Origin of the sequence: Cellulomonas hominis (assembly GCF_901521055.1) — a bacterium.
In the GTDB taxonomy this organism is placed as follows: Bacteria; Actinomycetota; Actinomycetes; order Actinomycetales; family Cellulomonadaceae; genus Cellulomonas; species Cellulomonas endometrii.
The window spans coordinates 1-12,042 of sequence record NZ_CABEGA010000095.1 but is presented as its reverse complement, the minus strand read 5'-3'; the positions used below and the strand labels follow the sequence as shown (position 1 = coordinate 12,042).

Annotated in this window: 9 protein-coding genes and 1 pseudogene; 5 read left to right on the top strand and 5 right to left on the bottom strand. The window is 73.4% G+C overall.

Translation table 11 applies throughout. The annotated features are described in order from the left end of the window. Nucleotides 1–9: 9 nt before the first annotated feature. The 5 genes from yidC (at nucleotide 10) to KJP73_RS18515 (ending at nucleotide 6,752) form a co-directional block, all read left to right on the top strand. Nucleotides 10–1,227, top strand: coding sequence for a membrane protein insertase YidC (gene yidC / locus KJP73_RS18535; RefSeq protein ID WP_213284359.1), 1,218 nt, complete (start codon nucleotides 10–12; stop codon nucleotides 1,225–1,227). A 46-nt stretch (nucleotides 1,228–1,273) separates the two neighbouring features. Continuing rightward, nucleotides 1,274–1,786, top strand: coding sequence for a protein jag (locus KJP73_RS18530; RefSeq protein ID WP_213284358.1), 513 nt, complete (start codon nucleotides 1,274–1,276; stop codon nucleotides 1,784–1,786). Nucleotides 1,787–3,751: 1,965 nt separating this feature from the next. Then, nucleotides 3,752–4,519 carry a 16S rRNA (guanine(527)-N(7))-methyltransferase RsmG gene (gene rsmG / locus KJP73_RS18525; RefSeq protein ID WP_249669545.1) on the top strand — a complete coding sequence of 256 codons (768 nt, stop codon included), beginning with the start codon at nucleotides 3,752–3,754 and terminating at the stop codon, nucleotides 4,517–4,519. Beyond that, entirely contained in the window at nucleotides 4,516–5,505 is a 990-nt protein-coding gene (locus tag KJP73_RS18520; RefSeq protein ID WP_349628350.1) for an AAA family ATPase, read from the top strand. Before rsmG ends, KJP73_RS18520 begins: the two co-directional genes overlap by 4 nt. Beyond that, nucleotides 5,502–6,752, top strand: coding sequence for a ParB/RepB/Spo0J family partition protein (locus KJP73_RS18515; protein WP_213284357.1), 1,251 nt, complete (start codon nucleotides 5,502–5,504; stop codon nucleotides 6,750–6,752). The genes KJP73_RS18520 and KJP73_RS18515 overlap by 4 nt, the downstream gene beginning before the upstream one ends. A gap of 75 nt (nucleotides 6,753–6,827) precedes the next feature. Here KJP73_RS18515 and KJP73_RS18510 read toward each other — a convergent pair whose 3' ends face one another. The 5 genes and pseudogenes from KJP73_RS18510 to KJP73_RS18490 all read right to left on the bottom strand — a co-directional run. Beyond that, entirely contained in the window at nucleotides 6,828–7,790 is a 963-nt protein-coding gene (locus KJP73_RS18510) for a D-alanine--D-alanine ligase family protein (protein ID WP_213284356.1), read from the bottom strand. 215 nt (nucleotides 7,791–8,005) lie between these two features. Further along, nucleotides 8,006–9,343, bottom strand: a complete 1,338-nt coding sequence (locus tag KJP73_RS18505; protein WP_213284355.1) for a PLP-dependent aminotransferase family protein — start codon at nucleotides 9,341–9,343, stop codon at nucleotides 8,006–8,008. A 90-nt stretch (nucleotides 9,344–9,433) separates the two neighbouring features. Next, nucleotides 9,434–9,757: a thioredoxin gene (gene trxA / locus KJP73_RS18500; RefSeq protein ID WP_249669544.1), complete on the bottom strand. Its 324-nt coding sequence runs from the start codon at nucleotides 9,755–9,757 to the stop codon at nucleotides 9,434–9,436. A gap of 25 nt (nucleotides 9,758–9,782) precedes the next feature. Then, nucleotides 9,783–10,844 (bottom strand): thioredoxin-disulfide reductase, encoded by a 1,062-nt coding sequence (gene trxB, locus KJP73_RS18495; protein WP_213284353.1) that lies wholly within the window; start codon nucleotides 10,842–10,844, stop codon nucleotides 9,783–9,785. Nucleotides 10,845–10,929: 85 nt separating this feature from the next. Further along, nucleotides 10,930–12,042 (bottom strand): annotated as a pseudogene (locus KJP73_RS18490) (hypothetical protein); the annotation flags it as partial.

Genomic DNA, 12,042 nt, shown 5'->3' with positions numbered 1-12,042 from the left:
AGTTCCCCGATGAGCTGGTTCGACGGCCTGCTGTACCCGATCATGGTCGCTGTCGCGTGGATCATGGTCCAGTTCCACTCCCTGCTGGACTGGCTGGGCCTGGACCCCGCGGGCGGTGCGGCGTGGGGTCTGTCGATCGTCGGCCTCGTGATCGTGATGCGGATCATCCTGATCCCGCTGTTCTTCCGCCAGATCAAGGCGTCGCGCGGCATGCAGCTGCTCGCGCCCGAGATGAAGAAGATCCAGGCGAAGTACAAGGGGAAGACGGACCCGGCGTCCCGCGAGGCGATGAGCCGCGAGACGATGGAGCTGTACCGGAAGCACGGCACGAACCCGTTCGCGTCCTGCCTGCCGATCCTCGCCCAGTCGCCGATCTTCTTCGCGCTGTTCCGCGTCCTGAACTCGCTGCCGCAGCTGGCGGACGGGACGTACGCGCGGCCGAACCTCGGCCCGCTGACGCAGGAGCTCGCGGCGCAGGCGGAGAGCGCCACGATCTTCGGCGCCCCGCTGTCCGGGACCTTCATGACGGCGTCGTCGTTCGGCGACGGCTCGCAGGCGCTGCACATCCGCGTCGTGACGATCATCCTCGTCATCGCGATGTCGCTGACGACGTTCCTCACGCAGCGCCAGCTCACGATGAAGAACATGCCGCCGGCCGCGCTCGAGGGCCCGATGGCGCAGCAGCAGAAGCTGCTCATGTACGTCTTCCCGCTGATCTTCGCCTTCTCCGGCGTGAACTTCCCGATCGGTGTCCTCATCTACTGGACCACCACGAACCTGTGGTCGATGGGCCAGCAGTTCTACACGATCCGCCGGATGCCGGCCCCCGGCTCGCAGGCGGAGGCGGCTCTCCAGGCGCGCAAGGCGAAGAAGGCCGCCGCGAAGGGCATCACCATCGAGGAGGACGTGCCCACCATCGAGGAGCGTCCCGTGACCGGGCAGCGCCAGCAGCCCGTCGGCAAGGCGCGCGCCAAGAAGCGTGCGGCCGGTCCGTCGACCGGGACGGCCTCGTCGGCAGCAGGCGCTGGCTCCACGCCGGCGACCCCCGCTGCGCCCGCGACCCCCGCTGCGTCGGGGACCGGGAGCACGGCCGCGGCGGGTGGCGCCAAGAGCGCGACCCCCGGCTCCGGCGCGAAGAAGAAGCGCAGCGGCTCCGGCGGCGCGGGCGGTGCGGCCGGCAAGGGCGGCAGCGCCGCGAAGCCGTCCGGCAGCTCGACCGACGACTGAGACCTCGCGCCCCGGCGCGGCACCGTTCCCCCATCAAGGAGCACAGATGAGCACACCGATCGACGCGACCGGCGAGACCGGCGCTGCCTCCCGCCTCGAGGAAGAGGGCGAGATCGCCGCGGACTACCTCGAGGAGCTGCTCGACATCGCGGACCTCGACGGTGACATCGACATCGACGTCGACCACGGTCGCGCCGCCGTCGAGATCGTCGCGGAGCCCGGCACGGAGCGTGCGCTCCGCCGCCTCGTCGGGACCGACGGGGAGGTGCTGGACGCGCTGCAGGAGCTGACCCGGCTGGCGGTCCAGGCGAAGACCGGCGACCGCAGCCGGCTCATGCTCGACATCGCCGGCTACCGGGCGGGCCGCAAGGCGGAGCTCGTCAAGGTGGCCGAGCAGGCGATCGCCGAGGTGCGGTCGTCGGGCGCCGCGGTGTCCCTCGAGCCGATGAACCCCTTCGAGCGGAAGGTCGTGCACGACGCGGTCGCGGCCGCCGGGATGACGTCGGACTCCGAGGGCGTGGAGCCGTCGCGCTACGTGGTGGTCAAGCCCGCGAGCTGAGTCGCTCGTCGAGCGTTCGCCAGGAGGCGAGGAGAGGCCGGTCCCGCGGAGGGGCCGGCCTCTTGTGTGTGGCGCGGGCTCCGTACAGGGCGTCCTGGCGAGGTCGTTTGCGCGTGAACTTGCGGCCGGGGTTCGATGTGCAAACGGATACTGCCAAGTCGGTGGACATGTACCGGGCCCGTGGCGACGGCTGGTCGCCGCCACACACGGAGCGGCGGCGTCGAGAAGGGCGTGATCTCGGCCGTGCTCCTTGGGGGGCGTGCGGGCACGCGCGTTGCTTCGCGAGGGGGTGCGCCACGTGCCCCAGCGAGCGGCGGCCGTGGGGAGCTTCAGGGGAGGCGCCTCGGAGGAGCAGGGGCCCGGCCTGGCGGTGAAGGTCGGTCGCGTTCAACGTCGACTCGTGCGGCGGTCGTGCGTCGGCAGGCCATGCCGGGCCAGGACAGTGCACGCGTGCGTTGTCGGTCCGCGAGCAGCGCGCTGTGCGGTGCGGGGCCGCGGGAGTGACGTGACGCCGCCGCGGCACGTCGCCCGGCGCAGGCGGGCGGGATCGCCGGGCGACAGATCGCTGGAACTGCTGCTGCGCCCCACGCGCTGCCGAGGCGCCTTCAGAGAGCTCGCCGGGCGTCGTGGCGCGGAGGTGTCGCCGCACAGGCTCACGTCAGTTCCACGTGAAACGGCTGACACAGCGCACGGCCCCTGTGCGAGCCGACGATTTAAGGGCCCTACCCGCCGTGCCGGTCCGTCGAGCAAGAAGACCCGGCGCGGGCGTGTTCCACGTGGAACACCGTCGCTAGGCGTGCAGCCGACCGCACGCGAACAACGCGGGGCCGTCAAGCGGCGTCTCTGCCAGCACCACGGGAGGCGGCGCGACGCCGGCGCGGGAACTGAACGACAGAAAGACGATCCCACTGGGCGGCGACGGTGCCGCGGCGTGGCCCTACGAGGCGGGACGAAAGCGCTGGGGGGTCGCCGCGCGCCGCGCACGTGAGGTGGGGCGCCTCGGCTCGCTGGGGCATGCCTGGGGGAGTGCAAACGCCTGGGTCCGTGGGACCGAAGCGGCCATTGCACCTTCCAAGGCGACACGCCCCCGCGCCGGCGTCGACCAGCACGGCCCGGCCAAGGCTGGCGCCGCGAGGGGGTCGCCTCGCTCGTAGACCGCCAGCAGAACGGTAGCCGTGCATCTGCGGTCCGGAACGAGCGAGGGCGGGTTGGTCAGAAGGCGCAGCCACGGGTGCGTAGTCATGCAGGGAGCCCCTAGATGCCCGCCGGGACCACACCGCAGAGCGACGAGCCGCGGCGTACGCGGCTGGTACGTGGGGCCGCACCTGGAGTGGGGACTGAACGCGCCCGCCCGCGACGTGGTCGCGTACGGGCCGTCGCGTTCCACGTGAAACACGTCTCGTTCGGAGCGCCGAGGAAGCGGCAGATCGCCTCAGGGATGTGTCACCAGCCCGCTGAGAGGCGTGGGGTGCCTTCAACGGCCAGCGTGTTGCAGCCGCCCCCGTTCGACAGGGGGCTCTGCGTGCGGCGGCACAACCGCGCAACGGGCCCGTTCCACGTGAAACAGCAGCTCCGCGGAAGCCGGACCGTCGCTGAGCGGCTGTCAGGCCCCGGGTAAGCACCGAGCGCGCTTGGTGCCCAGCGTTGGGGGGCCGTCGGCCTGCGCTCAAGCGCGCGGGCGTCCGGTGCGGGCACTGGTTGGGAAGCTCATGCTGCGGATCGGGGGCGTGCGCCGAGCCTGGACCAGAGGCGTCCCCGTGCCGCGGAGGCGAGCGCTGACGCCCCGAGTCGCTCGCCAAACGATCGACCCTGCCGCCCGCGCGTGTTCCACGTGAAACACCGCGACGCACTCTCGGCGGCGAGGACTCGGGGCCCGGCGCGGTACCGTAGAGGACCACGCGCGGGCACGGAGAATGAACCGAGCTGCGCCCGTGAACCACCCGATCTCGAGCTCAGGGGAGTGCTGTGCGGCCTGACCCGGCGACCGCGTCGAGCTCCGACACCGGCGACGTCCTGGCCGACCCTCTGGCGGGCGACGACCGGCTCCCCGCGCTCTTCGGAGCCGCGTGGCCGGCGGTTCAGCACTTCCACGCGCTGCTTCGGGACGAGGGGGTGCTCCGGGGCCTCGTGGGTCCACGTGAGGTCTCCCGGCTCTGGGAGCGCCACCTGGTCAACTCGGCCGCCGTGGTGCCGTTCCTCCCCGAGCACGGGCTGATCGTTGACGTCGGCAGCGGCGCCGGGCTTCCGGGCGTGGTCGTCGCGGCGATGCGGCCCGAGGCCGAGGTGGTGCTGCTGGAGCCGATGGAGCGCCGCACCGACTGGCTGCGCGAGGTGGTCGACACGCTCGGCCTCGGGAACGCCCGGGTGCTGCGAGGGCGGGCCGAGGACCAGATCGGCACGCTCGCCGCAGATGCCGTCACCGCCCGAGCCGTCGCGGCCCTCGAGAAGCTGTACGGCTGGACGTTGCCGCTGCTCAGGGTGGGCGGACAGCTCGTGGCTCTGAAAGGCGGCCGTGCCGGCGAGGAGGCCGACGCCGCGCGCGCCGCGGGGGAGCGGCTCGGCGGCGGGCCGGCGGAGATCCTCGTCGCGCCGACGCTCGACGGGCTCGACCCGACCAGCGTGGTCGTGGTGCACAAGACGAACCCGGGCGACGAGACACCTGCCCGTGTTTCACGTGGAACAGAGCGCGGGCCACGACGTCCGCGACGCTCGACGAAGGGACACCGCCCGTGACGACGGACGCGAGACGCTGGACCTCCGACGACGGCGACGAGCGGCGCCGTGCCGCTCTCATCGAGAGCCTGCCGACGGCCGACGACGAGACGCCGCTCATGGCGGAGCTGCGCCGGGACGCACGCCGACGCATCGAGCTGCGCGGTCGGATCTTCCCGAAGCCGGACCAGACGCGCGTGATCACGGTCGCCAACCAGAAGGGCGGCGTCGGCAAGACCACGACCACGGTGAACCTCGCCGCTGCGCTCGCGCAGTCCGGGCTGCACGTCCTGGTCATCGACAACGACCCGCAGGGCAACGCGTCGACCGCGCTCGGCATCGACCACCACACCGGAGTGACGTCCGTGTACGACGTCCTGGTCGACGGAGCGCCCCTCGCCACCGCGGTGCACCCCAGCCCGGACGTCCCGAACCTGTGGTGCGTCCCGGCGACGATCGACCTGTCCGGAGCCGAGATCGAGCTCGTCTCGATGGTCGCCCGGGAGACCCGGCTGCGGAAGGCGCTCGGGGTCTACCTGGAGGAGCGGGTCGCGAACGGTGAGCCGCGCATCGACTACGTCCTTGTCGACTGCCCGCCCAGCCTGGGTCTGCTCACCGTCAACGCGTTCGTTGTGGCGGACGAGGTCCTCATCCCGATCCAGTGCGAGTACTACGCGCTCGAGGGTCTGAGCCAGCTGCTGAAGTCGATCGAGCTGATCCAGGCGCACCTGAACAAGGGCCTGCACGTGTCGACCATCCTGCTCACCATGTACGACGGCCGGACCAACCTCGCGCAGCAGGTCGCGCAGGAGGTGCGCGAGCACTTCCCGGAGCTGACGCTGCGCACCACCGTCCCGCGGTCGGTGCGCGTCTCCGAGGCGCCGTCCTACGGGCAGACCGTGCTGACGTACGATCCGGGCTCGAGCGGTGCGCTCGCCTACCTCGAGGCGGCACGCGAGCTCGCAGAGCGCGGGACCACGACGAACCGGCAGAAGGAGGACGCGTGAGCGAGAAGCGGCGGGGGCTCGGGCGCGGCCTGGGCGCCCTCATCCCCACGGGCCTGGAGACTCGCAGCGGTGAGGGCAGTCGTCCGGTCGACGTGTTCTTCCCCGAGCGGAACTCCGAGGCGTCGCAGGCGGCCGAAGCGGCGCGTGACGCGCACGACACCGCTCTGACCAGCACAAACGCTCCTGTTCAGCCAGATTCCGCCACCGACGGTGCCCCGGTGAGCACCGGGCACGAGGTCGACGGGCTGTCGGACGGCACCGTGGACGCGCCGAGCGCCGCGGACGGCAGGGCTGCGGACGGCGGCACCGCTCAGTCCAACGGCACCGCTCAGTCGAACGGCACCGCGCAGTCGAACGGCACCGCGCAGTCGGGGAGCACCGAGGACCACGACGCCGCGGCACCGACGCCCGACGCCGGGGGCCTGCTCCCGGTGCCCGGGGCGTCGTTCGCGGAGCTGCCGGTCGGCTCGATCCGGCCGAACCCGAAGCAGCCCCGCACGGTGTTCGACGAGGACGCGCTGGAGGAGCTCGTCGGATCGATCCGCGAGATCGGCGTCCTGCAGCCGATCGTCGTGCGCCCGGTCGACGACGGCTACGAGCTGATCATGGGGGAGCGGCGGTGGCGTGCGACGCAGGCCGCCGGGCTCGCGACCGTGCCGGCGATCGTGCGGCACACCGAGGACTCGGACCTGCTGCGCGACGCCCTCCTGGAGAACCTGCACCGCTCGCAGCTCAACCCGCTGGAGGAGGCGGCCGCCTACCAGCAGCTGCTGGACGACTTCGGCTGCACGCACGACGAGCTCGCGGCGCGGATCCACCGGTCGCGCCCGCAGATCTCGAACACACTGCGGCTGCTGCGCCTGCCCCCGCTGGTGCAGCGCCGGGTCGCGGCCGGCGTGCTGTCGGCCGGGCACGCGCGTGCCCTGCTCGGGCTGAGCGACGGTGCGGCGATCGAGCGGCTCGCGCAGCGGATCGTCGCCGAGGGGCTGTCGGTCCGGGCGGTCGAGGAGATCGTCGCCATGGACGAGGGCAGCGTGCGGCGCCAGCAGCGCCGTCCGCGCGCGGGCGTGCGGAACGAGGCGCTCGACGACCTCGCCAGTCGCCTGTCGGACCGGTTCGAGACCCGCGTGAAGGTGGACCTCGGCAAGCAGCGGGGCAAGCTCACCGTCGAGTTCGCCTCGGTCCAGGACCTCAACCGCATCCTGGCCAGCCTCGCACCGGACGACCCGGGCATCTTCCGGGGCTGACGCCGCAGACGCGGCTGCAGCCCCGGCGGGTCGTCAGAGCCGGCGGGTCAGGGCCAGCGGGTCAGGGCCAGCGGGTCAGGCCCCGCGAAGACCCGCCTCGACCAGGCTGCGGTACAGCGTCGGCAGGTGGTGCCCGCCGGCCTCGGCCGCCTGCGGGAACAGGGACGTCTCCGTCATGCCCGGCGCGACGTTCACCTCGAGGAACCACGGCACGCCGTCGCCGTCGATGATGAGGTCGGTCCGGGACAGGTGCCGCAGCCCGAGCACCTGGTGCGCGCTCACCGCCACCTCGGCGGCGCGCTGCGCGAGGTCGTCGGGCAGCCGGGCGGGCGCGAAGTACTCGGTGCGCCCGGGGTTGTACCGCGCGTCGTAGTCGTACGGCCCGTCGGTGACGACCTCGACGGCCGGCAGGGCGGTCGGGGATCCGTCGAGGTCCACGACGCCCACGGCGACCTCGACGCCCTCCACGGCGCGCTCGATCAGCGCGGTGTCGCCGTACGCGAAGCACGCCACCATCGCCCGCGGGAGGTCCTCGGCCGTGCGCACGAGCGTCACGCCCAGGGCGGAGCCCCCACGCGACGGCTTCACCACGAGCGGCAGCCCGAGCTTCGCGACGACGGCGTCCATGACGCGCCCGGCACCGAGCTCACGGAACAGGCTCTGCGGCAGGGTGACGAACTCGGGCGTCGCGATGCCGGCGCGTGTGACCGACGTCTTGGCGATCGGCTTGCTCCAGGCGACGCGGCTCGCGCGCGGACCCGTGCCCAGGCTCCGGACGCCCAGGAGCTCCAGGACGTCGCGGACCGACCCGTCCTCCCCGCTGGCCCCGTGCAGCAGCGGCCACACGAGGTCGGGCGCCACCTCGGAGAGCGCCGGCACCAGGTCGGCGTCGACGTCGTGCACGGCCACCTCGACGCCCGCGGAGCGGAGGGCCTCGGCCACGCGCCGACCGGAGCGCAGGGAGACGTCGCGCTCGTGGGAGAGGCCGCCCGCGAGGACGACGACGCGCGGGCTGGCGGGGACGGGGTCGTGCGGCACGGGGTCAGGTCCTCCAGGGCGGTGCCGCCGCGGCGGGCGGGTCGGCGGGTCGGGTTGTCGGCGGGTGCGGCGGTCGGCGGGTCGGGTGGTCGGCGGGTCGCGTGGTCGGTGCGTCGGGGCCCCGCGGGCGAGGTCCGCCGGGGATCCGATGCTGCTCGGCGCCCGCGGTCGACGGTACCGGCACCCGGAGGGCGCCCGGGACACGTCGGTGCCGGTCAGGCCAGGTCGGGACCGGGTGACTGCACCGCGTCGCCGGAGCGCGCGCCGCCGGTGCCGAACAGGGAGACGAGCTCGCTCTCGCCGGCGACGACGCCGGCCAGGCGCCGCACACCCTCGCGGATGCGCTCCGGGGTGGGGAAGCAGAACGAGAGCCGCATGTGGTCGGCACCCTGCCCGTCGGCGTAGAACGCGGTGCCGGGCACGTACGCGACGCGTGCGGTGACGGCGCGGGGCAGCATGGCCTTCGCGTCCAGGCCGTCCGGGAGCCGCACCCACGTGTAGAAGCCGCCGTCCGGGACGGTCCACGTGGCGTCGGGCAGGTGCTCGGCGAGCGCGCCGACCATGGCGTCGCGCCGCTCCCGGTACAGCTCGCGGAAGGCCTTGACCTGACCCTTCCAGTCGCACGTCGCGAGGTAACCGCTGATCGCGAGCTGCGAGGCGTTCGACGGGCACAGGATGGCCGACTCCGACGCGAGGACCAGCTTCTCGCGGACGGCGTGCGGCGCGACGGCCCAGCCGACCCGGTAGCCCGGGGCGAACGTCTTGGAGAACGAGCCGAGGTAGATGACGCCCTCGTCGTCGGCGGACCGCATCGCGGGCAGCGGGTCGCTCTCGAACCCGAGCAGGCCGTACGGGTTGTCCTCGATGACCAGGACGCCGTAGCGCTGTGCGATCTCCAGGATGCGGGGCCGGCGCTCGGCGGACAGGGTGACGCCGGCGGGGTTGTGGAAGTTCGGGATCGTGTACAGGAACTTGACCCGGCGGCCGTCGCGCGCGAGGCCGGCGAGCGTCTCCTCCAGCGCCTCCGGCACCAGACCGTCGGCGTCGAGCGGCACGTGCACGACGTCCGCCTGGTACGCCCGGAACACGCCGAGCGCGCCGACGTACGACGGCGCCTCCGCGACGACCACGTCGCCCGGGTCGATGAACAGCCGCGTGACCAGGTCGAGCGCCTGCTGCGACCCGGTGGTGACGACGACGTCGTCGGGGTGGGCGTCGATGCCCTCGAGGCGCATCACCTCGAGGATCTGCTCGCGGAGGCCCTCGTCGCCCTGCCCGGAGCCGTACTGCAGCGCGGTGGTGCCGCGGGTCGCGACGACGCGCTGGGCGAGCTCGCCGATCACGTCGAGCGGCAGGCCCTCCAGGTACGGCATGCCCCCTGCCAGGGAGACCACCTCGGGGCGGTTGGCGACGGCGAACAGGGCGCGGATCTCGGAGGCGCGCATGCCGTGCGTGCGCTCGGCGTAGGAGCCGAGCCAGCGGTCGAGCCGCGTGCCGGCGGCGGGGGTCGGGAGGGGGCCCGACGACTCGCCGGGCCGCGGAGTCGCGGTCATCTCCCGAGTGTCGCACGCCACCCGGGGCCTCCAGCGGCGCGTCCACGACGGGCGCGCCGCACGTTCACACGACGTCCCCGGACCGCCGTGTCAGGACGTGGCGATCTCCGCGAGGGCACCGTCGAGCTCAGCGGTGTACGCCAGCTTCTCCCGGGCGCCCGGCAGCGATCGGACGAGCTCCCCCTCGTGGAACACGTACAGCGTCGGGATCGACAGGATCCCGTACCGGCGGGCGAGCTCCGGGTGCGCGTCGGTGTCGACCGCGACGAACCGGAGCCGCCCCGCGTAGGCGTCGGCGAGCTCCTCCAGCACGGGCGTGACCATGCGGCAGGGCACGCACCAGTCCGCCCAGAAGTCCACGACGACCGGCAGCGGCGACCGGAGGACCTCCTGCTCGAAGGTCTCCCCGGTCACCGCGAGGGCCGTGGCCACCCCGTGGTCAGTGCCCCGCAGCGGCCGCAGCCGCCGCGGTGTCCGCACCCTGCGCCGCGAGGGCGTCCGACGCGTCCACGTCCGCCTGCTCGACGGCCGTCGGGATGTCGGCTGGGGAGGCGGGGTCGACGTCGCCGAGCGCGGCGAGGTAGTGCTGGGCGTCGAGCGCCGCGGCGCAGCCGGAGCCGGCCGCGGTGATCGCCTGCCGGTAGGTGTGGTCCACCGCGTCGCCCGCGGCGAACACCCCGGGCAGGTTGGTGCGGGTCGAGCGGCCCTCGACGACGATGTAGCCGTTCTCGTCCAGGTCGACCTGCCCGGCGAGCAGCTCGGTGCGCGGGACGTGGCCGATCGCGACGAACACGCCGGTCGCGCCGTGCTCGCGGGTCTCACCCGTGCGGGTGTCGCGCAGGGTCACGCCGGTGACCTTGTCCTCGCCGTGGATCGCGACGACCTCGCTGTGCCAGGCGAACTGGATCTTCGGGTCGTTCTTCGCGCGGTCAGCCATGATCTTCGAGGCCCGCAGCTCGCCGCGCCGGTGCACGATGGTGACGGACTTGCCGAACCGGGTCAGGAACGTGGCCTCCTCGACCGCGGAGTCACCGCCACCGACGACGATGATGTCCTGGTCCCGGAAGAAGAACCCGTCGCAGGTCGCGCACCAGGACACGCCCCGGCCCGACAGCCGCTTCTCGTCGTCCAGGCCGAGCTCGCGGTACGCGGAGCCGGTCGACAGGATCACGGCGCGGGCACGGACGGTCTCGCCGCCGCCGGTGACGATCGTCTTCACCGGCCCGGCCAGGTCGACCTCGGTCGCGTCGTCCCACAGCACCTCGGCGCCGAACCGCTCGGCCTGCTTCTGCAGGTTGTCCATCAGGTCCGGGCCGAGGATCCCGTCGGGGAAGCCCGGGAAGTTCTCGACGTCGGTGGTGTTCATCAGCGCACCGCCGGCGGTGACCGACCCGGCGATGACGTACGGGGACAGGCCCGCGCGCGCCGCGTAGATCGCGGCGGTGTACCCGGCGGGTCCGGAACCGACGATGACGATGTCGCGGACGGGGGTCTCGGTCACGGTGCTTCCTCAGATGTCAGGGGACGAGCTGATGCTGCGGAGAACAGATCGTAGGCGTGGTCTGTTCCGCCGCGGGGAGTGCCGGTCAGGAGACCGCCACGTTGCTGATCTCGATGCGGTTCTGGCCGTCGGGCGTCTGCGACAGCGACGTGAACCACAGCACGAGGCTCTGGGTCTCGGTCGGCTGCGCGAGGGTCAGCACGGTCTGCGGGGCGAGGGCACCGGCGGCGAGGACGTCCCCGGCCGTCGGGTTGGCCGCGTCGGTCGACCGGACCTCGACGTTCCCGCCGGAGCCGTTGACGTCCAGGGTGACCGAGGTGACGGTGGCGGGCGCCTGGAGCGTGATGACCAGGCCGACCGCGTCCTTGAAACCCGCGAAGTCCGGGCGGTTGTAGGTGTGGGTGTACCAGGTGGTCGCGGGATCGCCGTCCACGAGGCGGCCGACGAGCTCCTCGTGCTCCCCGTCGCCGTCGGACGGGTCGATGGTGGTGACGCCGGCGATCACCGGGGGCACGGCGGCGGGTGCCTCACCGGCGGCGTCGCCCTCACCCTCGGCGGGCTGCTCCGCCGGCGGTGCGGTGGCGACGGGCGCCTGCGTGGCGGCCGCGCCCGCGTCGTCGTCGCCGGAGCCGAACGGGGAGAGCACGTTCGCGAGGGCGACCACGACACCGACGACCACGGCGAGTGCGACCAGTCCGAGGACCCAGCGGGTGGGGTCGAACCGGCGCTCGGTCACGGAGTCGGCGGGCCGCTCGGACGGGAAGGGCAGGTCCCAGTCGGGGCGGGAGGGTCCGTCGCCCGCGTCGCCCGCCGCCGGGGACACGGGTGCGTCGTCGGGCTGCTCCTCCGGCGCGACCTCCTCGGGGAGGAAGGCCTCGGGCCGGTCCGTCGACGCGGTGCCGGCCGCGGGCGTCGTCGCGGCGGACCCCGCAGCGGCGGTGCGGCCGAAGGCGGAGGACGTCCGGCGCACCGGCGTCGGGACGACAGCGGTCGGCGCCGGTGCGGTCGGGCCGCCGCCCGAGGGCACGGTCGCGTCCGAGGGCACGCTTCCGTCCGAGGTCACGGCGGACGGCTCGTCGGTCCGGTCGTCCGACACGGAGGTGATACCGGCCACGGCGAGCTCCGCCGCGGCGGGGGCCTCGGCAGGCGAGGGGGCCTCGGCGGCGGCGGAGGGCTGAGGAGCGGCGGACGCCGGGGG